Genomic DNA, 26736 nt, shown 5'->3' with positions numbered 1-26736 from the left:
AATTAATAGCCCGCCTGAAAATCATGCATTCTTTTTGAACCTGCCATTTGTTGTAAAAAGTTGTCCATTCCTGAACCACCGTTACCGTTACTAGAACCGATTGCAGAAAGAATGTTTTTCAATAATGAATTTTGTTCCTGTGTGGCCATTAATTGAGACTGCATAGTATCATTTAACTCATTATTTTGATTTTCAGTATTAGGTGTACTTTGTCCTCCATTCATATATTGATTTGCTTTAACCATTAAATCTAAAGCTCTTTGCTTTCTATTCAGTGGGATAACTACTTCAGGCCCAGCCTCGCCAACGATTGCTTTGGTTTCTGAGGAAACGAAACCACCATTTGCCATACGCCTATGACCTTGAGGCCCAGAATGCAACCAATCAATTTTAGATACACCCCAAATACTTGTTGGACCAATAGAACTCTGCCAATCGCTATTGTTAAAAAATGCCAATAATTGATCAAATGGATTCATAATGTTTTTGTGTCCAGGCATGGCGTAATAACCGAATGTTGGGGGCGTATATTGCAAGATACCTCGGGCTTCATTACCTCCAGAGTTAACATCATGTATCTGTTGGACGATATTTCTTCCACCAGATTCTGATTGAATAACCGCCTGCAACATTTTAATGAATGATGCTGAAGGACTAACGTGCATCATCGCAGCGGCTGCCATAATCATTTTAGGATCATAATTACCACCCATTGAGAAATCTAGGTTCTCTAGTTGCTTTTTAAAAGGTCCAGAGATTGATTTCAGGAATCCATTTGATAACGCATTACCGAAGTTCACATTAAATTGACTTCCTGAGAACTTAGCCTTATCAAAGAATCTCTTCTTTAGTAGTGGCATTGGGTCCTTTTTGATTTCATCTAAATGATCCAATAGGTACGACATCATATCCCCGGTTGCATCACCTTTACCATTGGCATGATGTGGAAGTGAATCAACCATGTTAAGAAATTGCTGAGACATACCATGTGGCATGATTGAAGTATCAGGACTCAAATATCTTACTTCTTCTCCACCTAACCCAACAGGGTAGATGCCATGTTCTTTATCATGAGCTAGTTCAAATCCTTCTTCACCAACAACAGCAAGTCCCCCAGGAGTTCCAGAAGTACCTGTTGCATATCTAGCTAGGGATAATGATTTACCGCCAAAGTCCTTGATGACAGCATTGACTCCACCAATACCCTTGTTAATTTGATCAATAACTTTAGACATTTGTTTTGAAGCAATACCAGGGAGCTGATTAAATCCACCCTTAAATAAATTAACGACTTTATTCAACCAACTATTCCACTCGCCTATAAATGCATTTGTAAAGCTCTTCTCTCTTGATTTCAATTTGTTAGTGTCACTGTTAAATGTTTTAACAATGGTAGACATGCGACTCTTTAAATTACTATTTGCACTCTTCCAAACGTTATTCCAACTCTTCTGGAATATTCTATCGAAAGATTTGAGACTCTTCTCAATACTCTTAGTTGACTTGTTGAAATTAGAAGCAAACGTGTTGCTCTTGGTGGCCTTGTTTGCTGTATCAATTTGTTTCTTTAATACAGTACCAATATTTGTTTTATTAAGGGTTTTTGTTAATGAAGTAAAATCCTTTTCTAACTTTTCAAAAGGATTGGATTTACCATAGCTTTTAAGGAATTTATTAAGCGTATCGAATGCTTTACCGACCTTATTAATCGGTTTTTCGAATTTAGTCCAATTTGGAGTACTCTTCTTGATACTCTTGTCCAAATCTTTAATATGCTCAGCTAATTTATTTTTCTTGAGATTCTTACTCATTTTATTCAAGTAATCGTCTAATTTACTTTTCTTAACCGTAGATTCGAGTTTTGGTAAATCCTTGTTCAATGCTGCAAACGCATCGTTCTTCGCCATTGACTTAGAAAATTGAGTTAATGTTTTGAATGCATCACCAACTTTTTTAATTGGTTTTGCCATCTTATCCCAATTTTTGCTGGAACCTGATAATCGTTTATTAATAGAATCTAGATCCTTACTAGGATCATTCTTTTTCAAAAACGATTTAAGTTCTTTAATGGCGTCCTTATAATTCTTGATTGGCTTGATCATTGCTTTAACATTTTCAATATCTTTCTTTGAAACATGTGTGGTTGCGACACTCTCAACGGCTTCTTTGGTAGAAGTTTTGGAAGATTTAGATTTTCCACTCTTATAATCCTTAATCTTCTTATCCCATTTATCAAAAATTGCTTTTTGCTTCTCAAAATTCTTGGCAGCGTCTGCATCTGCCTTCTTTTGATCAAAGTTATTTTCAAGTAAATTACCAAAGTCCGATTTTTTATTGGTGTTGTCCATGTTTTCTTTGGCATTCTCACGTTGCTGTTTCATGTACTCTAAGGATTTACTGTCATAAAATGTACCATTTTTAAGCAAGTTACTAATGCTAGGTGCCGCATATTTTCCAATTTGATCACCCAATTGTGAACCAATCATTGCACCAATTGGACCACCCAAAACAGCTCCTATCCCAGTTCCAAGTGCAGTACCAACTGCTTCTCCAGACTTTGTAACTCTTTCCTGAGGATTCTTTGCAGTAATAGCACTGACAACATCAAACCCTACTTCCACGGCGCTCATACCTAAAGCAAATTTTCCCATAGTAGATTTGCCCATAGCCATGATATTAGAACCCATTTGACTTGAAGAAAGTTTTGTAGAAAGTTTGTTGTTGAAACTTGTTGCGGTATTATCCGCTAAATTGCTTGCTTCAATTGGTAAGTCACTTTTTTTCAAAGATCCAGACAGTTTACTGAACAATCCAGTTATTTCGTTTAGTTTTAATGCAAAGTTGGACATTTTATTTAAGGCCCATATAGCTGCAATCGATCCGCCAATAGCCTCAATAGCAGTCTTATGCTTTGCTAGATTGGTAACAAATTCATTCATAACATGTAAAGGATCTTTTGCTTTCTCCCCGTTAGAAGAAACAAGGCCAAAAGCACCACCGATAACTTTTAATGTTCCAGCAAAAGTGTTCCAAGCACCTTCAGCCAAATATCCAACGATTTTTCCTGTACTGGTTACAATTCCTTGAACATCTTCATGGTGTTGGCCTAAATAACCAAAAAAGACCGCAACATTATCAGTCAAATGACCAACAGTTACACCAATTCCTTTAATATCTTTTTCAAATTCTTTTGATCCTGCACCTTTAGCGAGTTTATCACCAATTTGAGTGATTGCAGGAAGAGCGTTAGAGGCGATCGTCATCGTAATAGAATCAAATGCTTGCTTTAATCTATCTAATGCAACTTTACCAGTCTTACTATTCTTTTCGGCCAACTTAGCAACATAGTTGTTCTTTGATGAGTCTTCAACTTTTTTATTTAGTTCTCCAAGCTGTTTTGCATTATCGGCTAAAATCAGTCCAGCTTGTTGTCCTGTTGTACCAAAAATACTGTGGAATAAATCGACCTTGCTTTGTTTACTCATTCCTTGTGTATGTTCATTGAGCAGACCGAAAATGTCAGTCATTGACTTAAGCTTTCCATCCTGCCCAACAAAATCCTTGGTGCTCAATCCCATTTTCTCCAGGGCTCCAGAAACACCCTTAGTTGGAGAAATAAGACTATTAATGGCTTTTCTTAATCCTGTACCAGCCTTATCAGCTTCAAGGCCGTTATTACTTAAAATACCCATGGCACTTGAAGTTTCGGCCAGACTAAAGCCTGCTTGATGAGCTGTTGATCCCACATAAGACATTCCAATTCCTAAATCAGAGAAATTTGTAGCTGTCATATCAGCAGCGTATGCAAGGTCATTAACTGCTGTTTTGGTATTCTTAATCATTCCTTTTGTGGAATCTGTCCTCATACCAAACGCTTCTAAGGTTTGTGAAGATACTTTTACAACGTCAGCGAAGTCATCACCAGATGCAACAGAAGCTTGTAGTTCAGAGCGCATTGCTCCTAGTGCTTGCTTTGAGTCATAGCCACGTTTTATGAGATCTTGATATCCTAAAGCAATTTCATTTTGAGATTTACCGTATTTCAGTGCATATTGCTGACCATCTTTTTGCATCTCAGCAACGTTTCTTGTAACTTCACTAACCTTTTCTCCGCCAGTTACAAGTAAATTGCTAGTAACCTTAGTAGTATTTTGTAGTTCAGTAGCGTTTCGTGCTCCGCTTGCTAATGCAGCACCCAAAGCCGTACCCGCAAGTGTTGCAGTTAAGGCAAGATTCTTCAAATGAGAAGCTGTATTTTTAATGGAGTCCCGAGTCATTGATAGAACTTGCTTACTTTTACCAACGTTCTCTCTGAAACCAACAAAGTGTGTGCCAGCAATTCCCAATTGAGTGCCTAACTCACGATATCTTGAATTACTTCTGCCTATTTCAGCACCAAGCTCATTGACACGAGTCTGTTGCTGTGAAAATTCTTTTGACGTTGATCCACTATACTTCTTAACATTTTGAAGTTGTTTGGATTCTTTTTCATATAATGAATTTAAATCAGTAATTCGTTTCTTGAGAGCTTCTCTTTCAGTTGAATTGGCTTTGATACTTTGGCCTTCAGCTTTGTACTTTTCGATTAGACTATCAGTGACAGATTTAGTACGTTCAAGAGCATCTTTTTGTTTCATTATTCCTTGATTGTATAAATCTAAAACATTCTTAGCACGTTCTTGTTGCTGAGACATGTTGCTCATTTGTCGAGTTGCATTATTAATTTTGCTGGCCAAATCGGAATACTTTTTAGACCCTTCAGATGTGGAGGTGTCCAAAAGCTTCATTTCATCTTTAAGTCTATTGATATAATTCTTCTGACCTTCAATGGAGCGATTGAGACCGTCAACCTTTGACTTATATGCATTTTGGTAGTCGCCATTAGCTCTCAAAACTGCTTCATTTGCCTTCCACTCTGAAGTGAGAGCACGGACTTGGTTTTTCAATGACTTGATTGAGCCTTCCGACTGAATGGTATCAATATGAATACCAGTGTTTAATTGCATATCTTTTGCCATTTATTTTCCTCCCTTCTGGAAAATTGATGCAATCCCACCTGTTCGAATGAAATCGCCTAAATTCATTTGTCCAACGTCATTATTTGGATTTTCATTTTTTCTTTTTTCACTCATAACTTCTACAAGCAAAAAATAAGGCTGAGACTCGACAGTTTCGATGTCCCAACCCATGTTCTCCATTAAGCCTCGTTCAAAATCTAAGAATTCATTTAAAACCTCTGAAGGAGCCACATAATCTGACTCTTTTACTTTTTTGGGTCTGTATCATCATTAGTAATTAGATTTGAAATCTTAGCAGTAGTCGCAGCTACTTCTTCATTTGATAATTCTTCTAACTTTGTGAATTCAGCATCACTTAAATTCAAAGTTTCTTGAATGAACTCTAAACTTGCATTTATTTGTTCAATAGAAATATCTGTTAGACTTGCAGTCGCATCAACAATTGCTGAATAGTTATCTTCATTGCCAAGATCTGAATCTGCTAATTCTTTGTATTCATTCATTTTTACATGTGACTGTTTTTGTGTAAGTACGTCTTTCTTTTGAAATTCCAATGCTAGTCTGAAATTCTTGACTGACTTCTTAATAATGCGTTTCTTTCCTAAAAATGTAATTGTTGCTTGTGTCTTTGACATATTCTCTCCTTATCGTCTCACATCTATCGTCTCTGTCTTTTTTTAGTTAATCACTATTTATTTGTTGGGGTATTTGAACCAGTACTTGATGTTGTTTTTGGTGCACCTGTAGTACTACCATCAGAATTAGTTACCTTTTGACCAAATACATCCATTTCATACTTGTCGATATCAAAATCATCATCTTCAATAGCTTCAACATATGTTTTGCCATCGTTTCTGTCTACTGCAGTAAATGTTAAATTGTCTTGCGAATAAACAGTTGTATTTGTGTTTGTCTTTGGATCAACATTACCTAAACTAAATCTTCCTTTGAGAAGTGCGATTCTAGCCTTGGCTTGTTCATTTTGTGCATCATGTGAAATCAGTTCAAACACACAATAAGGTGCTTCTGTGTTTGATGAAATTGTTTGATATCCATCTTTCGTTTCCATTCCGAGAATTTTTGCACGAACAATTTTATCCATTGTATTTGCTACAAAGGCAACTGAGATATTTCCTGTACCTTTTCCTGGAGTCTTCCAAACTTGGTCCGATCCATTGATTGGAGTTGTAGTAGGTGCAATGTTTGTGATAGATGCACTAACTGTTGAACCAAAAGTTTTGCTATCTGGCCCAATATCAAAAATATTTTCTGGTTTGATTGTTTCATCATCAATCGCGTTATAAATACCAATTCTTACTCTTTCAAAACCTGATAATGCCATATTAAATTTCCTCCGTATGTTCGTATTTCATAGTTCTACTAAAAGCTCCCGTCACCGGATCAATGTCTGGATAAGAGTCTATTTGGTAGAAGTATTGTTTTTCCAATATTTGATTAATTTTGTTTTGTGTATTTTCGTCATCCGTATCACCACGATAAAAAATTTGTATTTCTATAATTTGATCCTTAGCTGTACTGATATCACTTGCACGATTTGTAAAGATATCATGTATTTCAGATACTAGGACGACTGTGTTTTCAACATCCACATATTGCTGCGGAATGTTTTGAGCAAAAAAATTGGATGAATCAATTTTTAATTCATCCGAATTTTCTTTTAATAGATCTAAAATAACATTTGAGACCATGTTAATCTCCATTTAATTGTCTATAGACTTTCGCCTCAGCTTCTAAAACATCATGCTTACTCTCCTCAATTGAATGGTCTTGAAAATGAAGTCCTGGAATGTACTTAGTACTATGAGAATTTTTACCTTTCCCACCATGAGCCATATAGCCATCATTTAAAAATCGTGCTATATAGCCAGGATTTTCTTTATCATTCTTGAATCCAACAAAAGTGGCACCATCTTCAGATTTATATCTCATTGAAATCGACTTAGATAAATCTAACTTGGTGTTTCTTGAATGCTCACCTTTATGAAGCGAGTTATTCATATTTTTAGTAAGGATCTGTTTATAAACTTCTGCGCCTGCCTTTGTCATTGCTTTCTTTTGAGTTTCAGTTGGAATTAATTTACTTAGCTCGTTATCTAACTGTTCTAATCCTTCAACTAAGTCCAATCTTGTCATCTCTTTTCAGACTAATAAGGTCATACGCATCAGCAATATTTGCAGAGTCTGGGTTATAGTCTGTTATTTGGTAGCTCTTCTTGTCTAACACAACATACTTTGCACCATTCAATCCCTTTGCTTGGTGACGTACGATTACTATCACATCGAAACTATCAGGGGTTCCAAGTAATGTGACTTTTTGATTCATAGTAAGTGTGTATAGACCGCACCAAATCGTATTGATAGGGGTTAATACTGCTTTGTTTGTATGCTGTGCAGTTTCTTTATTTCCTACATCACACAATGAAAGCCGTTTATCAAGACGACTGAAATTAATTCTCTGAACCATTTACGCCACCTCGTTGCTCTATATCAATATACTTGCCTCTAAGTTGTCCAATGATTGAATAACTGACCAAGTCGACTTCACTGACTGCATTTCCTACAATTGCAGAGCGATAAGTATAATAAGAACTTGCAATTGCAATAACTACCATTTCAAATTGATCCTTAATGTCGGCAAGCTCATAAAATCCTGTCATAATGCCATCATCATAACCAATAGCACCAATCACATAAGATTTGGCAGCGGAAATATTTCTCTTTAAAATTTCGTCATCTTCGTCTCCATCAACACGTAAACTGAGCTTAAGCGCTTGCAATAACTTATCGTCGTTCATGAGATTTCTCCTAACTAGGCTTTACTAGATGTTGGCGTTGAAGTTCCAGCCAAGGTCATTAAGAAAGCACCTTCTGAATCAGTAACTTCTGTATCAAAACGAATATTACCGGCAAGAATTTGACCGTATGTTGGATTATCTTGCCAACGAATAGTATTTTGATTTCTGTCAAAGTATGTAATAGCACGTGGATCACCAATCCAAGCAATAGCATCGCCTGATTTTCCAAGTAATGTGTCTGGGATACGAACAAGATCTAACCCTAATAACATTTTGCCTGTTCCTTGGGCAATATTATCTTGTAACAGATAGTGTCCTTGGTTGTCTTTTAATGTATCAACAGCTTGAACAAAACTTGATGTAGCGACAATCTTAGGCATATAAGCAGGGTCCAATTTAACATTAAGGATTTCTTTGATTGAATCTGTAATATCATCTTTTGATGTTAATGAAACTGGTGTTGCAGTCTTCATCTTTTCTGCAATTGCTTGGTTAGTAGTATTCAAAAGTTGTTTTTGGATATATTGTCCAATAAGTCCGGCAACGTCAAAGTTTGTATCGTCAATCATTTCTTGAGAGATTGGTAATTGTCCACGATATGTAGCTACCTTATAATCAATTGATTTGAAAGTAGGATTAGCAAGTGTTGGGTTTTGTTCCAATTCTTCAACAGTGTGGAATACAGCATCAACTTTATCTTGTACTGGATATGTACCAGAAGCAGTTGTTACTGAGGTATTTTGTACAAATTGTCTTAAATCATATTGAGTTTGTACTGGTTGTTTAGGATCATAAGCGATATCCTTTGGGACGATTACTTCATTACCAACTTCTTTAACACCGTCACGTTTTTCACCACGTGAATGAACATAAGCGTTCAATGCTGAACGTACTTCTTTTTGTGGCTCAACAGTAATCTTGTTTCTTACTTCTTTATTTTGAAATGTCTTTTCTGGCATTGATCTTTTATCCTCTTTCTTTTTATCACCTTCATCAGATGGTTTATCTTCATTCTCTGAATCTTTCTTATCATCATCGTTATTCTTAGTAATCAGGTTCTTAGCACGTTCAATCTCTTTGGAATTTTCAAAATCTTTAGTAAGGCTTCTGATCTCTTCAATTTTTTTATCTTTTTCTTCTTGTGGTGCATCGCTTCTGATGAATTTTTCTGCTTCATCAATTTTTGTTTGAATTTCTTTAATATCCATATAATTCACTCCTTAATTTGATGAGTTCTAATTCAGAACCCAATGATTTAATTTCTTGTTGCTTAAATTTATCTAATGAACGTTTTGATACAGTAGTTTCTTGATAGGCAGGCATTGGTGTAATAGACAATTCAAATAGATCATCAATCTCAGTAATGTGTCTAATAGCGGTGTCAGAAGTAGTATTTTGCCAGCTATCATTTCTAATGGTGAATCCAAATGAGCAACCTTTTAAATTACCATTTCTAACATTTTCTGAAACATCATTACCAAGCGTCGTATCAGGAATTTGAGCATTAAAAAACAGCCCTCTATCATCTACTTGAAGTGATAAAGTGCTGCTATCTGTTCTTGCTAAAATGTTGTCCCAATTGTGGTTATAAAGTAATTGAACCTTACTCAAATCAACGCCATCTAGTGCTGATCTATCAACATATTCAATAAATCCCCCTAAGTCTTCGCTTGGTTGGTCAAATATAATTGCATAACCTGATAAATTATTACCATTACTCTCGGCACGTTTTTCAAGCTTAAAATCACTATTATTGGCGACTCTGATTTCCTTGATCTTGTTCACTATTATCACCACCTTTCTCCGTTACCGTTGTCTTAGTCACAACGGGTGGCAAAGGATTATCAGTTTCATTCATTGCCTCAACCGTTAATAAATCAGAATTGCTCTTAAGTAAAATATTTTGAGCGAGTTCCGAACTTATAACACCGTTCTTTACAAGATTGGATACCCTATTTTCCACTTGTTGGCCATCAATGTCAGATACTTGGTTAATATCGTAATCAATATTTCCGTTAAGTTTTAAACTGAGCTCAGATTGAACACCCCTTATATACCTACCGATAGTTTGTGAGTACTGAATAGCAACTTGTTCAATATTTGAATGTTCACTTTCTGTACCTAAATAATCTTGGGGAACTCCATATACTTTGGCAATCTGATCACCAGTCCAATCTGTAGAAGAAAGAAGCTTAGATATATCCTTATTAATTTCTAAAGATTGGTAATCTTCCAAAGCATCTAAAACGATTGTATGGCCGTCTTTAGCTGTCTTTTCAAACTTATCCCTGACACTATTTCGAATCTTTGGATTACTTAAATCTCCACGGTTTAGCTTCAATATACCTGAGATATTAAGTCCATTCCTCATCGCATCTAAAGCCAATCCTTTATTCGCATCTTGCAGTTGAAGCTCCTTAGATAAAGCACTCAAGGGCTATATCCCTATTAATCCGCCATCAATACTCATGGTCTTCAGGTGGATAATTTGTGAACTGGGAACATTGTTCATATCAGGTTCTTGAGTATCGGGAAATGTTAGGTCATATGTTAAATTATCACCATCTCCTGACTTATAGATATCAACTTGAGATGGTTTCAAAAACTCCAGATAGTCACTTCTTCCAGATTTATCTCCCCAGATGTAGGCATAAGAGTTTCCTGTGAGAAGCATTTGTGCATACATAGATCGCCAAAAAGCAAAACTGTTTGTTAAATGGCTGGGATTAGACAATACTTTATTAGTAAAGCTATTATCAGTTTGAAAATGTACACTCGCCATATCTTCAGAAAGCTTATTTACAACCGCAAATACATCTGAATATTTCAATGCTTTAGTGGCCGACACATAACCAGAGTTAAATACTAACTGACCGTTCTTTAATGAATAGCCTAATTCATAATCTCCACTTCCCAACATCTGGTAAGGCTTACTTGTGGGTCTTAATGTTCTGAATAACATGTGCTCACTTCCTTTCTACCGTTATTAAAATCATTTTTGGGGTTTATTTAATATGTAAGTGACTACGAACAAGCTACCAGCCACAACATAATTACCAATTAGACTTCCAAAATGATAAGAATTTACATCGATAATCACTAAAGCCAATAAAAAAAGCACGGTGTCTATGTTTGATAGAAACCAATGCTTCAAAGTATTTAATATTTTCTTCATGTTGTTCTCCTAAAAACCAAAATCATCCGATTCCAAATAGTCCTGGATTGCTTGGTCACTATATTTGCTAAGCGGATCATCACGGTCACGCATGTCGTTAAAGTGAAACATTGCTTGGTGCATAGCATCTATCAAAGCATCGACCACATCAATTTTCATTGATTGTTTTGATTTACCAATCTCCATACCTGCCTTATTTTCACCAACTTCCGCATTCATAGGGGCTTTTTTCATTATTTCATCATCTAAATGCGTAACATTTCTGTGGAAGAAACTGTTTTGTATATATTTTATAGATTCAGACAAGTTATAACTGGTTTGTCGTAAGGGTTCAATCGGCCAATCAGTCTCATCATTTAGTGTTTGGATAAAATTATTGGTTCTCAAAGCATCGTAACCAAAGAATTTAACGTTTAAATTTTTTTCTTGAACATAATTTAGTAACCAGTTATACACTTGGTCGAGGTTAATTAATCCACGCTCGTTGTTCGTAATGGTTGCATAACCTAAATCTGCAAACTTTCGATATTCAATGCCATCTGATTTTTCTTTTGCCTCAATGGAACCAAGTAATTTCCAAGGAACAAATGAATGTTGTTCCAAATGATATAAGTTCTGTCCGTTATCTTGATATGGATATATAAAAGCAAGAGCAGTGTTATCAGAGGTTAAACTTGCATCAAAACCAACGTATACATCCCTTCCGTCCACATCAAAATCGCTTATAGTCGTAGAATCCCAATCTTCATTATCAATATACGAATTAACTTTATGATCTAGCCAAATATTAAGATTCTTATTCGCAAAACTAAATTCTTGTGAGTTGATACGTTTAATATCTAATTCACGTTGCAATCCAGAAATAAGTCCATCGTGTTTATCTGATAAATCCAACAATGGATTACTCTTTACCCATGTTTCAGGTTTATTGATTTCGTCTTCACTATCCTGGGACCAAATCAATGCCAACTGATGGTCGCCTTCTCGCTTGTCATCTTGTTCCATAGCACGAATAACCACATCTTCTTCTTGCTTGAACGGAACAGTCGAATCAGGATAAGCAGTGGAAATTTGAATAAATTGAGAATTAGGAGTATTGATTTGACCAGAAGTTATTTTGTCGGTAATCACACTATGGTTTGTTTCACCTGCTTCATCAAATATCGCAGATAAGAAGTGATAACTATCAAATTTACCTGACTCGGCAGACAATTGTAACAATCGATTATTCGTATTTCTTTGAATAACACGATTATGTTGAACGTCCATATCAACCTTTTTAGCGAATTCTTTAAACAACGGGTTAGTGTCTATTAGCTGATTCATCATAGTTGAAATGTAACCGTAGATTTTTTTGGCTTGCTCGGTAATGTTACTTGTAACCATTAGGTCTTGGTTATTCTTTCCGCTGGCCTCGATTAAATATGCATAACAAGCAATTATCGCGCAAAGATAGGTTTTTCCTTGTGCTCTAGCAACAGACACTATGACTGAACTATAACGTTTATTCTGATTATCGTCTCTCCAGCCAAATATTTGACACAAGATAAAATTCTGCCAAGCCATTAATGCGACAGGCTTACCTGTATCGACATTGGGACAAATCTTTGCAAAATTCATCACCTGCTTACACTTTGTTAAATCATAATAAAAAGGGAAATCAGACGTATTATTTTCAACACGTTTGAGATCCCTTAAATGTCTGTAACAAGCTAATCTAATATTATATCCGGTAGTTCTTTTACCATCTAAAACTTCGAAACAGTATTTTGTTCCTTCATCTTGATATTTCTTTTGTATATCTGTGAAGTCCTCACTTGAATACTGTTTCAATAATTGTTTTTCTTTATCACTCTGTCTTAATTTTGTTAAATCCATAATATTAACCACCAAACGCCTTCATCGCTTCATCAATATCTATATTGTTATCTTCACTTTTGGTATCAGTAAGTTGTGATCGTGAATTGAAATCAATTCCTAAAACCATTCCTAACGAACGAATATTCTTTGTACATGTATCTAAAACATTAACCGCAGGATTTTTCCTTAAGTTTCCATTGGAATCTTTGTATATTGTTCCATGCTTTTTGATGGCAGCGTAAGCCTCTCTATACTCCTGATATTGAGTGCAGAACATTTCAAAGTTAGTCTGATCAGATTTGGTAACTAAGCCCATTTTTATTAATTCTGGAGCAAGAGACTTCCACAAACTTCTCGCATCTTTGTTTAAATGCCTAGGCGGTTCAACAGGAAAAGGCTCTTGTTTATTATTTTGTTTTAACAGATTATTTTTATGAACGGCTTGATCAGGTTTGTTCTTGTCAACAACTGCTAAATTACGCTTTCTACCCGCATTTCGTGTGTTCAATACCCGTCCTCCTTTGTAAAAACTTTTAATTTTGAGGTTATTTTTTTAGCTCATGCCCACTGTGCGAGCTGTCTCCCATGCGACAGTAGGCGGGGGCTATTTTGAAAAATTAGGCAAGTCAGAAATATTTTTTAATAAAATATCTGTCTGAACTTTTTGGTTATCATTTCTATAACCGGTCTTATAAAATCCTTGTTCCCAATCAGTCTTTCTTCTATGACATGAATAACAAATCGTTGACAGATTATCCACATCAGTTATCAAATCTGGAGCGACTTGACCTGGAACAATGTGATCTACCGTCTTGCTTGGTCTAATGATGCCGAACCTTAAGCAGTACTGACACAAGTAATTGTCCCTCGTTAATACATACTCACGTATCTTCTTCCATTGCTTCGAATGATAGAAAGATTCACGTTGTCTTCGTTCCTCTGATTGACTACGTGCTTGCTTGTTATAAGACTTGGTATGTCTCTTGATATGTTTACGTTGTTCTTCCTTACGTTGCTCATAGAGTTGTATATCGCTTTTGTGGACATCACAGAATACTTTTTCACGCGGTACTAATGTATGGCAACCAAGATGTTTACATCTACTCATCAGCATTGGCAATACCATCTATAACGCCGACAATAAGACTTACCACTACTTTAAATATGATTGGTAAGAAGACTAACCACCATGACCACGTGATGAATGATAGCAGCTTAGCAACCACAAAGATGAGAGTGAGTAGTTCTAGAAAACCTAAGCCTGTTGATTTAGTTTTATTGTTATTGTTCATTTGTTTTCCTCCAATAAAAAAGCACCGCTATAATTAGCGATGCAAAATAAAAAGCACTACCTAAATTAGCAGAAGTACTTTATTCTATATCATTCTCGAAACGAACATCAAATGTTGATTTACAACTAGAACATTTATAATAATGTCTTGTTCCTCTAGTTCCTCTAGCAGAAGTTAACCTTACTAATTTTTTGCTTTTCCCATAACATCCTGGACAGTATGGCCCGGTTTTATTTAATAAAACGTATCCTGTTTTACTAAATGAAACATTTGAAGAAATTTCTTTTTCTTTTTTTAATTCGGAAACGTCGTGGACTAATTCAATATTTTCATTATATAAATCCATGACCTGTCCTTGAAGTTCAATAATTGAAGAATTTAATTCTGAATCATTAATCTTTTTTGCAATCTTTGAAATGTCTTTAAGCATATTAGATATCTCCGAGTAAACTACCATAAATTTCCCCCTGAAATGTTTTCAAGAGAATTGTATCACAATGATTAAATTAATATTTTGCAAATAAAAAGCACTACCAATTAAGGTAATGCCCTATGATATAATTTCGTTGTAGCAAGTTAAGACGGTGGCTAATCTTCATATAAAAATGAGGTGATGCCTATGATTAATAGTGAGTGTTACCTTGAGAAAGGTTAATATGAGCGTGTATCAAGCTTTAATGTTGATGATTTCATTTTCAACATTAACAGTTATCATACTAAAATTTAATCAAAAAAAATAACCGTCATAAACTTTAGCCAGTTTTCGGTTATTTAAAGTTTTAACAAAATAATGAAAGCAGCTGCCGTCTTACACGGTGCTACCAGCCAATACCTATTCCACTAGGTGTTGGCTTTTTATTTACAACATTATTATGTAGTAAAGCAATAAATTAATCAAGTAATTGATGAATTTTTTAGTGAACTATTCCAGTATAAAGAGGATTGACACAGTGGCGTTCCTATAAATAAATTCATCAAACAATTAAGCAACTCCTCACTATAACCATAAGAGGAGTCGAACCTCTAAATCATATACCGATATGGTTACTGAGCTAATAAAACATGAAAAACTCACTACATGGTTTTAACGTCTTATACCTGACGAATAATAGCCTGTGAGTATTTACTAGTATGCTCAGTACCACCGTCCACAGTTCGGAACCACAGGTACCCGAACTTGATCAAATAACTGAGGCTGGAATTGAACCAACCGATCGGCTTACCAAAGTCAACTACTAATACAATCGCAATGGTCCCCGTAGGGATACCACCACTTTTTTCATGCACGGTTAATATTGGGATGGCAGGAATCGAACCTGCATACTTGCTAGCGTATAGTATATCCATACCACTGGATACATCCCACCGAGGAGGATTCTATGAATAAGGGATGGATACACTCCCGGTATGTATATCCAATGAGGATCAGTGGAATCGAACCACTATCGTACGCCAGTATCCCCACAATGCCATGCCGTTATCATAAGCAGGCATTAATAGCGTTGAGCTAGATTATTACGTGTTTACTCACGTTGCCGTTTTTTTAAAGATCATTCTGCAGTTAGAGACAGGCTGTCTTTGTGTTAAAATAATTTGTTTTTATTTTGGTTTTATAGACTATCCTTGTCTAGATCTGTTTCTTTAACTCTCTACTGATTAACATTCTGTATGCCTTTGTTGAATCGTCGTCTTCTGGACTTACCACACTTATTTGTGCAGCTCGGTTTGTTGCTGACCAATTAGTTGGGAGAAAACCGTTATGTTTCCTTCGTTCTTCTTGCTTGGCTTTATAAACTGCCTTGATTGCAGGAACTAGTCTTTGGATATTTCGTTCAAGCAAGTCGGTTGGTATTCTTACAAACTCCCATCCTGGACTTTCTTCATTTAAGGCGTTTAGAATTTTTACATCTCTTTTTGAATCTTTTATTTGCTTGTAGTTATGAAGCATACCATCAATTTCTAAGCACACCTTTAAATCTGGAAGTAAAAAGTCTACTCGGTAATTAAACACTTTGTACTGTGCTTTCATCTGAATTCTATTCTTCAATAACTCCATAGCTGTCATCATTTCATCAGATGATTGAAATTTATTTACATCCTTTAAAGCAAATTGCTTAACAATCTGTGCTTCTTCATAATAATCATCGTTATTTGATGATTGTCCAATCTGATGTACAGCCCTATCAAACATCAATACGGTTTTAAGTTTTAGATATTCTTGTGTAATATCATCATGTTTACTAATGTATTGATCTCTGCAAGGCTCATGAAATGATAATCCATCATAAGTAACTAAATCATCATCTGGAATTTCTTGATGGCAATTCCAACACTTTTTCATTCTGTTACCTCCAGATTTTATAGCCGTAGGCTATAATACTATAATAAATTTTTTGGGGTGGTATTAATAGCGATTCTAGTACCACTTTAGCAATACCCAATTTGTTTACCCAATAACTCAAGAAATTTGTACCGTTTACGGTAAATTGAGGTATGTGAATATCCCATGATGTCACCGACAATATCCCAATCATAGTAATCATTCGATAGGTATTTCAACTCGTACATACGTTGCTGTTCGTCAGTAAATTGTTCAACTGCCTTATCACCAGCTTCCTGCAACTTAAGTAGCCACTGGAGCCGAATATCATTCTCACGCTTGATAATAATTTCTTCTTGTGGTCTGGACACGTGACTAGAACGCCCGCCACCTGTATTGGTGTCTTGTTCTCTCCACGGGTGATCAATCTCATCTCTTCGGATTGCTATAAGATGATCAATGTCCGTGTAATCTGCATAAAGTTCTTCTAAATACCCCAGTTTTCGTTTTGATAGTTCGATACTTACCACCCCCATTAATTTTAAACGTGCCGTTGGACTTGGGTTTGCTTGCACTCTAGTTGGAACGTTACCCCGTATAGGAATAGTGCCAAATATAGAAGTTCTTTCCATTGTTAGTTTCTCCACGGCTGAACCATAAATGTGACACGCTTATATGATTTGCTTGGTTCATTATCAGTGAGTGTGTCTGCAATCAGTCGTGCTAAAGTGAAATCCGTGCATTGTGCTACTGGATATGATTCGTTGGTTTCTTCAGTCTGTATCTGTTTGATTATTTGATATCTCATTGTTCCACCTCACTATTTATTAAGCGTCTCCCACACAAGTGTTTTCCTTGTCTAGCGTTTCCACAAGATTCATAGTCCCATATCCTTAGCTTCTTTATTTAGTCGTTCTTTGTTCCTCTTATAACTTTTAATCTGGTTAATGGCTCTTCTGCTAATTGACCAAGCTTTGTCGTCTAATCTGCCAGCTTTTACATTCTCGAATATAAAGCCACTACTTAACCCAAAACGTTTGGTGATATCCCTCTTTTTCTCACCAGTGTCCAGTGCTTTCTGGATATCATCAATTGTGTATTGACGAGGAATATACCCGCCTCCACGTTCGTTGGGCAATGACTTGGTATAATCCTGCAGTTGCTTTAACTTGTCTGAATCAAGCGGTGTTGCTGACAACGTTCCGTACTCTTCTTCTAGTTCGTGGACCATAGACATTATTTTTTCGTGTGTTTCTACCATTCTTGATCACTCCCATTTGTGTGACATAGCGAAATCATTTTTGTATGTCCTCCAACAATTTAAGATAATCAGTGTTTTTATCAATCTATCACCCTCTGGATTTCCGTTACTTTCAGTCCAGGGATGTTCAATAGCAACAACTCTCACAGCAATGTTGGTATTAACTTGTTGATACTCTTTAAAGTCCTCTTCAAGCTCAAGCAATCTACTCTTACTTAATTGTTGAATGGTTATTCCCCCTCGTCCTTAATGAACACACCATTTAAAGTCTTCCCTTTACGATTCTTGATCGTATCAACTGCAAGTTCCAAGCAATCTTTTAAATCGAATCCTGTTTGTTGACAGAGGATAATCATGACAACCATCACATCACCAATCGAATCCGGGAAACCTGAGTTAGCATTTGAGAAATCATGATTCTTATATGCTTCCTTTAACTCATCAATCTCTTCTTGCAGCTTATTCAATTGTTTCGCTGGGTCATTATTATCTAAGCCACGTTCTTTTGACCATTCTTGTACTGCTTTAATTAAATCGTTGTCCATTATTCTTCCACCTCATCTTGTTCAACGGACAATGAATCCATCAAGCATTGTTGTGAACAAAAAATATTGTCTGATCCATCTTCCCTTTCAAAATAATTGAATTGTAAAAAGTTATCACCAATCGAATAATACATTTCTCCAAAGCCAATTGATTGGCTACATTCTGCACATGTTTTCATTCTTCCACCTCATTATCATTATTTTCCTTATTAGTTGAAAGTGACTTAGGAAACGGCTTACCCAGTTTTCTCCAGCCTTTATTAAGTTTCCTAAACTTCTCATTCATCTCAGGGTTATTTAGCTTTGCTATTATTCTTCAACCTCCGCTAACATTGATTCGTACGCTGGGTTAAGATGTATCCATTCTTCTTTAGTTTTGAAGATTCGACAGTCGCGCCAGTCTTCATATTTGTGTGACCATTCCATCACAGTCGTACTACAACATAAAGATGAGTTTATATAGCCATCAAGGACGTAATATAACTGCTGTTCTGGAAAAATAGCAGTTCCCATTACCGCGTTATTAATGTCGGCCATTAAATCAAACTCATTTCTCTCAGCAATAGACTCATATTTTAACCACAATTTTCCAAAGGCTTGATTTCTTCCTTCTGTCCTAACTATCTTGCCCACGGCACTCATAGGACTATCATAATATTCACTAAGTTGTTTTAGTTCATCTAGTTCGATTTTTGTATAATTTAGTTTCAATTTATATTTCATTGTTCTCCTCCAATTTATTGATAATCTAAAACGGATATAAAATATCTCGTATGATCTCGTTCTTTTCTCTTGTAGTTAGTTCATGGTTAGCCTTCATGAAATCAGCAGGTAGCTGTGATTGAAATGTATACACGTGTGCGATAGCACTTGTTATATTTCTGTTGTGGTTTTCAAATGCCTGTTCCATAAAGCTGCGATAAATATGTTCGTTATTCATTTATAAATCACTGAACCCATAACCTACCAACTCCTCATCAATAATTTTTAAAGCATCCTCTGGACTTCGAGCTATACCGTGAATAATTCCGTGATTAGTTAACATGTGATGAAACTGTTTCTGATCTTCACGTGCTCGTCCAGTTTTGTTTTTAATTTCTAAATAAAATACTTTTCCGTTACTATGTTTAAATCCGTATAAGTCAGGATGTCCCTTAGGCAATCCGGTATCGAACCACCTTCCATCAAACATTCGAACCTTACCCACATTCGTACGGAAAATAGTACAGTTAGTTTTACTTACTTCAACCATGATGTTTGACTGAATATTGTGTTCTGATTCCATTAATCCTCCATAGTCATAAAACAAAAAATATTTGACAATGCAAAATTGCCCACTGATTGCCCACTAGCCGTGGGCAATTTTTTTCTTACTGCCACTTGGATTACAAGGGTAATTGCCCGCTGGACACTAGAAATGCTTCAAACTATATATAGTGTCAAATCCATACACATAAAAAGTTTTATTAAAATATAGTGTCCTAATGGGCAATCAGCCGAAAGTCGTTGATACTAAAGGGATGCCATTGCCCACTTAGGTGGGCAATTGGTGGGCAACGTGGGCAATTTTTGCGTAGCCCCTTTTTCTTATTCCATTAATCATTTTCCTTTCATACTTCCAACCAGCCTTGTTGTCCATAATGTTTTTTATCTTCTTACCAAGCCTTGGATTGGTTGCTAAGTTGTCAACATTAAGTGCTTCACTTGCAATGTCGGCACTAGTAGTAAATTCAACATCACTGTTTTCTAAAAATTCATCTATTTGTTCTTCGAATGGCTCTACATAAATGAACTCGTCTCGATGTTTTTCGAGCATCTTATTTTCTTCTTCTGTCAATTGAAAAGAAAAACCGTTCTGATAAAGGCCAACTGCTTCGCCCCAGATTTGATCAATTTCTTCTTGCGTTAAATGGTCAACTGGATTTAGTAATTGATCCTTTTTGTTTACCAAGTTGGGTAAGAACCTTCGAGAACCCGTTTTGTCTTTCAAATACTGAACTTGATTAGTGGTTCGAGCTAACACAAAATTTTTGTATTCATTGGTTGTGATTCTTCCATATGCCTTACGAAACTCAAGACGTTCCGCACTGGCAAATTTCTTCAAGTCTTCAAAGCTGCTTCTAGCTGTTGCAGTCATTTCGTCGTCATTAACAATCCACGCCCTGAGCATGTTCACATATCCGTCTTTGTCCTTGAAATCACTGAATTGATCTGTATACCAACCATTGGACAATTTCTTTAAAAGAGTTGTTTTACCGGCTCCTTGACCACCTACAAGATCTAGAACAAAGTCAAATTTAGAAGCGGGTTTATAGACTTTTAATACAGCACCGACCAAGAATAATCTTGTTTGAAGTTTAGTTACTTCACTGTCCTCTACTCCAAGAAAAGTACTTAATAATGAATCTACTCGAGGCTTGTTATCCCACTTTGAAAAACAATGATCTAAGTAATCTTTCACTGGATTGAAACTATTGGCAATTGCTTCATTAGTTATCGCATTCTCCAATATGGATTTTGGAAATAATACTTCGTACTCATCTTCTATATATGCCAATACAAGAGATATGTACTCGTCTTTCATCCTTGTATCATTGATATATAGTTGTGGTATCGTCTTTCTCAACTCAATTTCATAAGTAAATTGATTGTATGCAAATGTGTCACACAAGAGATGATCGCAACGAATTGCTAACATTGCATTTTTTAAGCTATTTTGCTTAGGCTTGCCATATTGATTAAGGCTAAAAGGTATTGGAAAGTTCGCGATTTCCTGATTCTTAACAACTTTCTCATGTTCTTGAATAGCTTTTTCTACTTCTTTATCCAGTTTTTCCACCTCCTCGCCGTCTCATATCTTTAGTAAGCATTGATGTAAATGTTCGATTAAATTCCTGTTCTGGCAAAGGATCAGGCGTATTTTCATTAGCTAATTGTGCTAATTGATAAGCCACTTTGTCAGGGACATTTCGATACAGGAGGCCGCCTACAAAAGAAGTTAAACTATTATTTCTAGTCCCGTCGTCACCTAAGCCATTGACGATTGTTTCAAACAAATTTGTAGTTGCAGTCTTTTTCCCAGAATCGTAATTAGAGAAAGTTATTGTAGTTCCCTTCTCACGAGCATTTATTAATTCAATTAACTGTCTGTCTGGAGTAACGATAGGATTGTGATTTTCCCATTCATATTTCTTTCCGTTTCGTTCACTTGGGGCAATAACAACATAGTTATTTGGATGTGCTTTAACGTCAACGCCAGGTAACCAACCTATATTTTGTCTTACTTCAATATCTTTACGTTTCAGATAAAATAGTTGTCTTCCTCCGCCAGCAGTTTTTTGTGACAGGGTATCCTTCAGTAATTCTTTATGATTAAATTGTTCTATCGATTTAAAACCATCAGCACCATCTTGGTGTTCATCAATATCAACAACGAAAAAATTAACGGTTCTCAAAGCTATTTGTGCATATGGATATTGTTTCCATATTTTACGTATTTCATCGGGTGTTAGCGGTGGTTTATCCGCAAATTTTATCAAGGGTTGTTTGTCTTTCATTGGCAGGACACTCATACCTTTTTTTGCATAGGCCACCGCGTAATTGACTAAACAATCCATAAGCTAAAACGGAAGGTCGTCTTCATTAACTTCTACAGTATTTGTTTGACTAGCTAATGGATCAACTGGATACGCAGTCTTACTGAAATTCCAGGGTGCTACACGATTAACTTTAGTTGTCTTGCCGTTGTATTCATTGTCTTCTTCTTTAACATAGACATTTGCGGGCTTATTAATTAGTGCATTTCTAACATCATCAATTGAGTTATATTCTTGGCCTTCGGGAACACCAACAGCCTTAAAAATATCTTGAATACTTTCCCAGTCATAATCTTTAGTAGCTTTACGTTTCCAGTTATCCATGAATACAATTCTGTTATGATATTTTCCGTTAGTTTCTGGTAATGCTTTGTCTAAATCTTTACGAACACGTAATTTAAGTTGTAGGGTTTCCGCTCCACTTGGTGTTGCATTCTCTGTTATGTCTTCGATAATCACCTCATAATTATCTGTTGGTAGAGTATCGTAGTTGTTATTTCCTGTATTTGAGTAATCTGTTTTGAATAATGACATATTTATAAAAGTCCTCTCGTTTTAGCTTGGTAGTAAACCCAGCCATTTTTATAATTTTTTGCTTTCGCATATTCCTGTAATTCTTTGTAACTATGAAGCTCGCTTACTTTTTTGGTAACAATATAATTAGTAATAACTTGTAGATTGACGTCTTTCTTTACGTCCATTTCTACAGGATCCGGCTTAATTGACTCTCCACAGTTGGGACATATAGAAGGACTCCCTTTCATAACGAAGAAACATTTGGGACATTGCTTGATAGCTATTGAATCCGTATTTGATTTCTTCCGAGTTTTGTTCCTATCTTTTAGCGTCCAATAACGTTTTGAATCTGGTAAACCAAATCTTGAATAATTGGCAACGTGATCAATGATTGTTGCTGTCTTGTTAGGCTTGTATCTCATACAACGCATTGATTGTTGAATATCTAAAACTAGTGATTCAGTCGGTCTTAACATGATTACTGCTGTGCAATCTGGAACATCAAATCCTTCACTGATTAAATCAACATTGGATAGAACTTGTATCTTTCCAGTTCTGAAATCTTCCATTATATGTTCACGCTCTTTGGCAGGCGTTTTACTGTCAGCATGTGCCGCTTTGATTCCTGCATTATTGAACTGTTGAACGACTAGTTTGCTATATTCAATACTGTGTGCATAGACAATAGTTTTTTGACCGTTTATTTTTTCTTGGTAAGTTTTAACAACATCACCGAAGATCGTTTTTCCAACAGCATCATCAATTGACTTGTTTGTATAATCTCCAGTCGATGACTTCTTCAACTCGTTGTCGTTAATCAATTTGACTGAATAATAGTTGTACGGGGCTAAGTAATGATTATCAATCAACCATTCAACAGTTGGACCTTCAACCATTGATTCATATATATCTCCTAATCCTTTACCAGATAGCCTCCATGGGCTTGCAGTAAAACCTAATCTAGGAACGTCCGAATAGTATTCATAAATCTTCTTGTAGGTTTTAGCTAGTGAGTGATGAGTTTCATCAGTAATTATTAATGATGGTTTTGGCAACTTATCCAATCGGTTGACTATTTTTCCTACCGTCATAATTGTGCAGTTATCTGTATTTACTCCATTGGCTTTAAATGACTGTATTATCTGTTCGACTAACTCTTTCCGATGGACTGTAAACATTACCTGTCCACCTTTTAATTGCGTTAGACGAGCAATTTCAGCTATCACGACCGACTTACCAGAACCAGCAGGACTAATAATTAGTACTGACTTCTTACCATTACTTAGTTGCTGTCTTGCCTTGTTCACCAGTTCCTGTTGATACTTGTGGAGTTGATACATCTACATCACCCCACTTAAATAAATCTTCGATAGCACACGCCTTTCTGTTGTCCAAGCGATTCTTGGCATAGATGCTATCGTTTCCTTCAAGTATTACTCCACGGCCATCAGTTTCAGGATTTATCATCAATCTTCCTACAGCATCGGTAAGTCCCATGAACGTATCTCTAACATTGTTTCTTAACTGTGGTGCAAATTGATTGAATGTTTGACCTTCCATTGTTGTAAATGGTGCTTGATTTTCCCACGCCGTAACAAGAATGTTTACTGGTAATTGGTAGAAAGAATCAATAACACGAATAAAGAAATTGGTCCAACCAGAATAATCTTGCAATTCGTTTCTAATCCCATTTTTTGATTTACGACCTTGTTCAATAAACCACGCTTTTTCTAATGCAGAAATATTGTCTAGAACTAAGTTGTCATATCCTTTAAGTTCTTTGGGTAAATCTGTTACAAGTCTTGTAAGCTCATCAGTGGGAACGCTTTTATCAAAAGTTTCTGAATCAATTCCTAAGCCACCCAAAACTTTCTCAGAGTTGTCAAATGGAACAATTAGAGTTTTGCCAATCAAATATTTAGCTGCACTTGTTTTTCCTACACCAGGTTTCCCATACAGAGCTACTCGAAACTTATCCGTCTTAGAAACATCTTTTAATGAATGTATTGCCATTTATCTATACCTCAGCGATTCCGAGTGAGTTAGTTCAGCACCTGGAACGTCTTTTCCTTCCTTAAACATTGTGGATATTCTTTTCTTATCTAAGACTTGCTTTGTTTCATATAGGTAATCGGGAATTTCATGCTCATCAAGAATATTTACTGACGGATTATTTCGTTGAATGTAGATGGTAAATCCTAGTGTTTTAATTTTTTTACTTCCGATAGCAGCCATTGAATCCTGTAAGTTTCTTTTCAACCGTTTGCGATTGTTGGCGATAGCAGTTGCTCTTGCCGACAAGCGTTTAGCTTCTTCTTTAAGTGCCACTTCATCTTTAGCAAGCTCTTTATCAACCTTGGCATAACCGACCGCTTTATCTTCGATAGCATCAGTTATAGAGTCCATAGTGTCGTGATAAAGTGTTGGATCAGCGTCTTCGGCGTATTCAAGTAGTTTTAAATAACTTCCAGTTAATTCATATAGAGTGGCCATTACATGTCCTCCTTGATTTCCACGTGGTCAATAGAGTATTCAACGAATCGATTAACAATTTGACGAATAGGCATACCAGTTTCAGACTTCAATTCAACGATTTTTTTATATAACTCACTGTCAATAAATACTGGCTTTGAATAATTTTCTTGGGACTTAGGTTGTTTTTCTAATACTAGTTTTTCTTCCTTCATATTTAACATTCCTCCGTGTTATAATTTGTGTGTAAATATTATTTCTCTGTGCTCTTAGCCATTGCTGTGGTTATGAGCTTTTTTTGTTTGGCAATTAAATTTGCTAACCGAGCATATTCTTTACGGTTGCGCTTGGTTGGCATCCACATATACGCCCGTTTAGCTTTCTGATATTTCATTGCAATATCGACCAAGTCATCTAGTTTGTTGTCCATAACTTCTCTAGCTCCTTTTGGGTTCTATTCATTTCATCAACGAGTTTCAAATAATCTTGAACCGCTGTTGAATATGTAAGTTCTTTTCGAACAAGCCGGTCTCTGAATGTTTCCCACTGCCACTTGGCGTACATGGCATTAGTTATCACGTCCATTGCGTTCATTGCTGTAACCTCCTAAATATTCCATTGAAACTTTAAAAATTTGAGCTAATGTGTGGAAATCATTAATAGGCGGATTTGCATATCCACGCTCCCATTTGCTGATAAGGTCAGGTGTCACGTAGAAAAACTTTGCCAGCTTTGCTTGAGTCCAATGGTTTTCTTTACGCAGCTCTTTTATTCTGTTCACGTGCTCATCTCCCTTCTTCAATATCATCAGGTTCTGCTGACGGGTAATATGGTTCTTGGTTATCTGGTTGGCTGTCATCTGTTAGCCATTCGTCAAAACCAGGCATTCTATCAGATCCTCTCATCTACCAAAAGCAATCAATGCAACGACTAGTAAAATAATCGGTAATGTGTAGCTAATAAGTATTTCTATACTGGACATTTTATTTATCCTTCTCAATGAACAATTTAATTGGTACATTCAAAGCCCTCGAATCAGTCCACTTCCTACAGGAGTAACTGACACGATTACCAACCAAACAAAAGCAGCTAAAGCTTATACAATTAAAAAACTTGGATTTTAGGTTCAAAGTTTTTTATATTTTCCAAAGCCTGGTTAAGTTGTTCACTCAACTGACTGGCTTTTTTTATTTCATTTGTCAATTCCTCAAGATTAGTTATTTCAAAATCAATTTCCTTCATAATTAACACCTCCGGGTGTTTATAATCAAATAAATTGATTTTTATTTCTGCTTTTTGTAATATAATATTCATATCATCTTACTTTTTGTGGCCCGTTTTTTTGAAAAATGGGTCTTTTTGTTTGCTCTAAATTTCAATTGATATCTCCTTTGGTATAATTCAATATATGAAAATAAAAAAAATCATTTCTTTTATACTTGCAATCGTTCTGATGGTCCTAATAGTCTCGTTGATTATTAATATTAAAAACAAATTGATTTCCACAAATGCAATCATTTTCAAACTTTCAAAAATCAATTACTTAAAATTATTTTTGTTCTATTTAGTTATAGAATTTATGTTTCTTTTGATTTTATTATCAATAATTTATCTAACTGAGAGTCCGGTAATAATTGATAGATATTCAACAAAAATGCATTTATTCATTAAATGGTACTTGATTTGTTCTAACGTCTTTTCGATGATTTTAGGAATGATTTTCTTTTTAAATGAAAGAGAATTTACCATTCTAACGATGGTCATCTCGTTTGTTGCAATCTTTAGCAATTTGATAAATAAGCCACTTCATGATTTTTACGTTGAATATCGGAATAAGAAGAAATGATCCGATTAAAAAAATCAAC

35 protein-coding genes, 1 tRNA gene and 1 pseudogene are annotated in these 26736 nt (G+C 35.7%); 1 reads left to right on the top strand and 36 read right to left on the bottom strand.

Annotation, left to right across the window (positions count from 1 at the left end):
* Window positions 1–2 precede the first annotated feature (2 nt).
* The 16 genes and pseudogenes from LKF16_RS12920 to LKF16_RS12845 form a co-directional block, all read right to left on the bottom strand.
* Window positions 3–5018, bottom strand: a complete 5016-nt coding sequence (locus tag LKF16_RS12920) for a phage tail tape measure protein (protein WP_291711789.1) — start codon at window positions 5016–5018, stop codon at window positions 3–5.
* Window positions 5019–5249: a hypothetical protein gene (locus tag LKF16_RS12915; RefSeq protein WP_048702641.1), complete on the bottom strand. Its 231-nt coding sequence runs from the start codon at window positions 5247–5249 to the stop codon at window positions 5019–5021.
* 14 nt (window positions 5250–5263) lie between these two features.
* Window positions 5264–5653, bottom strand: a complete 390-nt coding sequence (locus tag LKF16_RS12910) for a hypothetical protein (RefSeq protein WP_048702640.1) — start codon at window positions 5651–5653, stop codon at window positions 5264–5266.
* Between the two features lie 53 nt (window positions 5654–5706).
* Window positions 5707–6360 carry a phage tail protein gene (locus LKF16_RS12905; RefSeq protein ID WP_291711792.1) on the bottom strand — a complete coding sequence of 218 codons (654 nt, stop codon included), beginning with the start codon at window positions 6358–6360 and terminating at the stop codon, window positions 5707–5709.
* 1 nt (window position 6361) lies between these two features.
* Window positions 6362–6727, bottom strand: a complete 366-nt coding sequence (locus LKF16_RS12900) for a DUF806 family protein (protein ID WP_291711795.1) — start codon at window positions 6725–6727, stop codon at window positions 6362–6364.
* Window position 6728: 1 nt separating this feature from the next.
* Window positions 6729–7163: an HK97 gp10 family phage protein gene (locus LKF16_RS12895; protein ID WP_291711798.1), complete on the bottom strand. Its 435-nt coding sequence runs from the start codon at window positions 7161–7163 to the stop codon at window positions 6729–6731.
* A complete protein-coding gene (locus tag LKF16_RS12890) occupies window positions 7150–7503 on the bottom strand; it encodes a head-tail adaptor protein (RefSeq protein WP_291711801.1) in 354 nt (117 codons plus the stop codon). Before LKF16_RS12890 ends, LKF16_RS12895 begins: the two co-directional genes overlap by 14 nt.
* Window positions 7487–7834: a head-tail connector protein gene (locus LKF16_RS12885; RefSeq protein WP_291711805.1), complete on the bottom strand. Its 348-nt coding sequence runs from the start codon at window positions 7832–7834 to the stop codon at window positions 7487–7489. The genes LKF16_RS12890 and LKF16_RS12885 overlap by 17 nt, the downstream gene beginning before the upstream one ends.
* Before the next feature lie 14 nt (window positions 7835–7848).
* Complete coding sequence (locus LKF16_RS12880; protein WP_291711809.1) at window positions 7849–9042, bottom strand: phage major capsid protein; 1194 nt, start codon at window positions 9040–9042, stop codon at window positions 7849–7851.
* Entirely contained in the window at window positions 9032–9619 is a 588-nt protein-coding gene (locus LKF16_RS12875; protein WP_291711812.1) for an HK97 family phage prohead protease, read from the bottom strand. Before LKF16_RS12875 ends, LKF16_RS12880 begins: the two co-directional genes overlap by 11 nt.
* Window positions 9585–10754: pseudogene (locus LKF16_RS12870) on the bottom strand (phage portal protein). The gene LKF16_RS12875 and the pseudogene LKF16_RS12870 overlap by 35 nt, the downstream one beginning before the upstream one ends.
* A 264-nt stretch (window positions 10755–11018) precedes the next feature.
* Entirely contained in the window at window positions 11019–12887 is a 1869-nt protein-coding gene (locus LKF16_RS12865; RefSeq protein WP_291711815.1) for a terminase large subunit, read from the bottom strand.
* Between the two features lie 4 nt (window positions 12888–12891).
* Entirely contained in the window at window positions 12892–13377 is a 486-nt protein-coding gene (locus LKF16_RS12860; protein WP_291711817.1) for a phage terminase small subunit P27 family, read from the bottom strand.
* 96 nt (window positions 13378–13473) lie between these two features.
* Complete coding sequence (locus tag LKF16_RS12855) at window positions 13474–13983, bottom strand: HNH endonuclease (RefSeq protein WP_291711819.1); 510 nt, start codon at window positions 13981–13983, stop codon at window positions 13474–13476.
* A complete protein-coding gene (locus LKF16_RS12850) occupies window positions 13970–14161 on the bottom strand; it encodes a hypothetical protein (protein ID WP_291711822.1) in 192 nt (63 codons plus the stop codon). Before LKF16_RS12850 ends, LKF16_RS12855 begins: the two co-directional genes overlap by 14 nt.
* A 79-nt stretch (window positions 14162–14240) precedes the next feature.
* Window positions 14241–14591 (bottom strand): hypothetical protein, encoded by a 351-nt coding sequence (locus LKF16_RS12845; RefSeq protein ID WP_291711824.1) that lies wholly within the window; start codon window positions 14589–14591, stop codon window positions 14241–14243.
* Window positions 14592–14817: 226 nt separating this feature from the next.
* Between LKF16_RS12845 and LKF16_RS13110 the strand changes: the two genes are divergently transcribed.
* Window positions 14818–14901 (top strand): putative holin-like toxin, encoded by an 84-nt coding sequence (locus LKF16_RS13110; RefSeq protein WP_225418291.1) that lies wholly within the window; start codon window positions 14818–14820, stop codon window positions 14899–14901.
* Between the two features lie 555 nt (window positions 14902–15456).
* Here the strand turns inward: LKF16_RS13110 and LKF16_RS12840 are convergent.
* The 20 genes from LKF16_RS12840 to LKF16_RS12745 form a co-directional block, all read right to left on the bottom strand.
* Window positions 15457–15526: transfer RNA gene (locus tag LKF16_RS12840), tRNA-OTHER, on the bottom strand.
* A 262-nt stretch (window positions 15527–15788) separates the two neighbouring features.
* Complete coding sequence (locus tag LKF16_RS12835; protein WP_291711828.1) at window positions 15789–16502, bottom strand: DUF559 domain-containing protein; 714 nt, start codon at window positions 16500–16502, stop codon at window positions 15789–15791.
* Window positions 16503–16588: 86 nt separating this feature from the next.
* Entirely contained in the window at window positions 16589–17113 is a 525-nt protein-coding gene (locus tag LKF16_RS12830) for a transcriptional regulator (RefSeq protein WP_291711830.1), read from the bottom strand.
* Window positions 17114–17115: 2 nt separating this feature from the next.
* The gene (locus LKF16_RS12825) at window positions 17116–17289 is read right to left on the bottom strand and encodes a hypothetical protein (protein WP_291711832.1); all 174 of its coding nucleotides are present in this window, start codon (window positions 17287–17289) and stop codon (window positions 17116–17118) included.
* 69 nt (window positions 17290–17358) lie between these two features.
* A complete protein-coding gene (locus LKF16_RS12820) occupies window positions 17359–17742 on the bottom strand; it encodes a hypothetical protein (protein WP_291711835.1) in 384 nt (127 codons plus the stop codon).
* Between the two features lie 230 nt (window positions 17743–17972).
* Window positions 17973–18287 (bottom strand): MazG-like family protein, encoded by a 315-nt coding sequence (locus LKF16_RS12815; RefSeq protein WP_048702373.1) that lies wholly within the window; start codon window positions 18285–18287, stop codon window positions 17973–17975.
* Complete coding sequence (locus LKF16_RS12810) at window positions 18287–18466, bottom strand: hypothetical protein (protein ID WP_291711838.1); 180 nt, start codon at window positions 18464–18466, stop codon at window positions 18287–18289. The genes LKF16_RS12815 and LKF16_RS12810 overlap by 1 nt, the downstream gene beginning before the upstream one ends.
* A 130-nt stretch (window positions 18467–18596) precedes the next feature.
* A complete protein-coding gene (locus LKF16_RS12805; protein ID WP_291711841.1) occupies window positions 18597–19010 on the bottom strand; it encodes a hypothetical protein in 414 nt (137 codons plus the stop codon).
* Window positions 19011–19227: 217 nt separating this feature from the next.
* A complete protein-coding gene (locus LKF16_RS12800) occupies window positions 19228–19572 on the bottom strand; it encodes a VRR-NUC domain-containing protein (RefSeq protein WP_291711844.1) in 345 nt (114 codons plus the stop codon).
* Between the two features lie 249 nt (window positions 19573–19821).
* A complete protein-coding gene (locus tag LKF16_RS12795) occupies window positions 19822–21126 on the bottom strand; it encodes a VapE domain-containing protein (RefSeq protein WP_064505399.1) in 1305 nt (434 codons plus the stop codon).
* Window positions 21110–21904 (bottom strand): bifunctional DNA primase/polymerase, encoded by a 795-nt coding sequence (locus LKF16_RS12790; RefSeq protein ID WP_048703764.1) that lies wholly within the window; start codon window positions 21902–21904, stop codon window positions 21110–21112. Before LKF16_RS12790 ends, LKF16_RS12795 begins: the two co-directional genes overlap by 17 nt.
* Before the next feature lie 3 nt (window positions 21905–21907).
* Window positions 21908–22417, bottom strand: a complete 510-nt coding sequence (locus LKF16_RS12785) for a DUF669 domain-containing protein (protein ID WP_048703767.1) — start codon at window positions 22415–22417, stop codon at window positions 21908–21910.
* 2 nt (window positions 22418–22419) lie between these two features.
* Entirely contained in the window at window positions 22420–23739 is a 1320-nt protein-coding gene (locus LKF16_RS12780; protein ID WP_048703770.1) for a DEAD/DEAH box helicase, read from the bottom strand.
* On the bottom strand, window positions 23678–24412 hold the full coding sequence (locus LKF16_RS12775; RefSeq protein ID WP_291711856.1) for an AAA family ATPase: 735 nt from the start codon (window positions 24410–24412) through the stop codon (window positions 23678–23680). Before LKF16_RS12775 ends, LKF16_RS12780 begins: the two co-directional genes overlap by 62 nt.
* Complete coding sequence (locus LKF16_RS12770) at window positions 24413–24892, bottom strand: siphovirus Gp157 family protein (protein ID WP_291711858.1); 480 nt, start codon at window positions 24890–24892, stop codon at window positions 24413–24415. It lies immediately after the preceding gene.
* Window positions 24892–25086 (bottom strand): hypothetical protein, encoded by a 195-nt coding sequence (locus LKF16_RS12765; protein ID WP_291711862.1) that lies wholly within the window; start codon window positions 25084–25086, stop codon window positions 24892–24894. Before LKF16_RS12765 ends, LKF16_RS12770 begins: the two co-directional genes overlap by 1 nt.
* A 38-nt stretch (window positions 25087–25124) precedes the next feature.
* Window positions 25125–25301 carry a hypothetical protein gene (locus tag LKF16_RS12760; RefSeq protein ID WP_291711864.1) on the bottom strand — a complete coding sequence of 59 codons (177 nt, stop codon included), beginning with the start codon at window positions 25299–25301 and terminating at the stop codon, window positions 25125–25127.
* Entirely contained in the window at window positions 25286–25465 is a 180-nt protein-coding gene (locus tag LKF16_RS12755) for a hypothetical protein (protein WP_291711867.1), read from the bottom strand. The genes LKF16_RS12760 and LKF16_RS12755 overlap by 16 nt, the downstream gene beginning before the upstream one ends.
* Complete coding sequence (locus LKF16_RS12750; protein ID WP_291711870.1) at window positions 25440–25652, bottom strand: helix-turn-helix domain-containing protein; 213 nt, start codon at window positions 25650–25652, stop codon at window positions 25440–25442. The genes LKF16_RS12755 and LKF16_RS12750 overlap by 26 nt, the downstream gene beginning before the upstream one ends.
* Window positions 25653–25975: 323 nt before the next feature.
* Entirely contained in the window at window positions 25976–26113 is a 138-nt protein-coding gene (locus LKF16_RS12745) for a hypothetical protein (protein WP_291711873.1), read from the bottom strand.
* Window positions 26114–26736: the final 623 nt, after the last annotated feature.

The sequence above is a fragment of the Companilactobacillus sp. genome (assembly GCF_022484265.1).
Classification (GTDB): Bacteria; Bacillota; Bacilli; order Lactobacillales; family Lactobacillaceae; genus Companilactobacillus.
Note: the sequence above shows the minus strand (reverse complement) of the source record. Positions and strands in the feature narration are given on the sequence as shown.

What these genes read in the sequence shown, in the direction of transcription:
- LKF16_RS12800 (WP_291711844.1), bottom strand. Translation starts at nt 19,572, where the DNA reads ATGGAATCAGAACACAATATTCAGTCAAACATCATGGTTGAAGTAAGT.
- LKF16_RS12790 (WP_048703764.1), bottom strand. Translation starts at nt 21,904, where the DNA reads ATGGATTGTTTAGTCAATTACGCGGTGGCCTATGCAAAAAAAGGTATG.
- LKF16_RS12780 (WP_048703770.1), bottom strand. Translation starts at nt 23,739, where the DNA reads ATGTATCAACTCCACAAGTATCAACAGGAACTGGTGAACAAGGCAAGA.
- LKF16_RS12810 (WP_291711838.1), bottom strand. Translation starts at nt 18,466, where the DNA reads ATGAAAACATGTGCAGAATGTAGCCAATCAATTGGCTTTGGAGAAATG.
- LKF16_RS12820 (WP_291711835.1), bottom strand. Translation starts at nt 17,742, where the DNA reads ATGGTAGAAACACACGAAAAAATAATGTCTATGGTCCACGAACTAGAA.
- LKF16_RS12825 (WP_291711832.1), bottom strand. Translation starts at nt 17,289, where the DNA reads ATGAGATATCAAATAATCAAACAGATACAGACTGAAGAAACCAACGAA.
- LKF16_RS12755 (WP_291711867.1), bottom strand. Translation starts at nt 25,465, where the DNA reads ATGAACGCAATGGACGTGATAACTAATGCCATGTACGCCAAGTGGCAG.
- LKF16_RS12765 (WP_291711862.1), bottom strand. Translation starts at nt 25,086, where the DNA reads ATGAAGGAAGAAAAACTAGTATTAGAAAAACAACCTAAGTCCCAAGAA.
- LKF16_RS12770 (WP_291711858.1), bottom strand. Translation starts at nt 24,892, where the DNA reads ATGGCCACTCTATATGAATTAACTGGAAGTTATTTAAAACTACTTGAA.
- LKF16_RS12865 (WP_291711815.1), bottom strand. Translation starts at nt 12,887, where the DNA reads ATGGATTTAACAAAATTAAGACAGAGTGATAAAGAAAAACAATTATTG.
- LKF16_RS12775 (WP_291711856.1), bottom strand. Translation starts at nt 24,412, where the DNA reads ATGGCAATACATTCATTAAAAGATGTTTCTAAGACGGATAAGTTTCGA.
- LKF16_RS13110 (WP_225418291.1), top strand. Translation starts at nt 14,818, where the DNA reads ATGAGCGTGTATCAAGCTTTAATGTTGATGATTTCATTTTCAACATTA.
- LKF16_RS12855 (WP_291711819.1), bottom strand. Translation starts at nt 13,983, where the DNA reads ATGCTGATGAGTAGATGTAAACATCTTGGTTGCCATACATTAGTACCG.
- LKF16_RS12815 (WP_048702373.1), bottom strand. Translation starts at nt 18,287, where the DNA reads ATGGACAACGATTTAATTAAAGCAGTACAAGAATGGTCAAAAGAACGT.
- LKF16_RS12900 (WP_291711795.1), bottom strand. Translation starts at nt 6,727, where the DNA reads ATGGTCTCAAATGTTATTTTAGATCTATTAAAAGAAAATTCGGATGAA.
- LKF16_RS12760 (WP_291711864.1), bottom strand. Translation starts at nt 25,301, where the DNA reads ATGGACAACAAACTAGATGACTTGGTCGATATTGCAATGAAATATCAG.
- LKF16_RS12905 (WP_291711792.1), bottom strand. Translation starts at nt 6,360, where the DNA reads ATGGCATTATCAGGTTTTGAAAGAGTAAGAATTGGTATTTATAACGCG.
- LKF16_RS12845 (WP_291711824.1), bottom strand. Translation starts at nt 14,591, where the DNA reads ATGCTTAAAGACATTTCAAAGATTGCAAAAAAGATTAATGATTCAGAA.
- LKF16_RS12850 (WP_291711822.1), bottom strand. Translation starts at nt 14,161, where the DNA reads ATGAACAATAACAATAAAACTAAATCAACAGGCTTAGGTTTTCTAGAA.
- LKF16_RS12835 (WP_291711828.1), bottom strand. Translation starts at nt 16,502, where the DNA reads ATGAAAAAGTGTTGGAATTGCCATCAAGAAATTCCAGATGATGATTTA.
- LKF16_RS12880 (WP_291711809.1), bottom strand. Translation starts at nt 9,042, where the DNA reads ATGGATATTAAAGAAATTCAAACAAAAATTGATGAAGCAGAAAAATTC.
- LKF16_RS12920 (WP_291711789.1), bottom strand. Translation starts at nt 5,018, where the DNA reads ATGGCAAAAGATATGCAATTAAACACTGGTATTCATATTGATACCATT.
- LKF16_RS12785 (WP_048703767.1), bottom strand. Translation starts at nt 22,417, where the DNA reads ATGTCATTATTCAAAACAGATTACTCAAATACAGGAAATAACAACTAC.
- LKF16_RS12745 (WP_291711873.1), bottom strand. Translation starts at nt 26,113, where the DNA reads ATGAAGGAAATTGATTTTGAAATAACTAATCTTGAGGAATTGACAAAT.
- LKF16_RS12890 (WP_291711801.1), bottom strand. Translation starts at nt 7,503, where the DNA reads ATGGTTCAGAGAATTAATTTCAGTCGTCTTGATAAACGGCTTTCATTG.
- LKF16_RS12885 (WP_291711805.1), bottom strand. Translation starts at nt 7,834, where the DNA reads ATGAACGACGATAAGTTATTGCAAGCGCTTAAGCTCAGTTTACGTGTT.
- LKF16_RS12910 (WP_048702640.1), bottom strand. Translation starts at nt 5,653, where the DNA reads ATGTCAAAGACACAAGCAACAATTACATTTTTAGGAAAGAAACGCATT.
- LKF16_RS12830 (WP_291711830.1), bottom strand. Translation starts at nt 17,113, where the DNA reads ATGGAAAGAACTTCTATATTTGGCACTATTCCTATACGGGGTAACGTT.
- LKF16_RS12805 (WP_291711841.1), bottom strand. Translation starts at nt 19,010, where the DNA reads ATGAAATATAAATTGAAACTAAATTATACAAAAATCGAACTAGATGAA.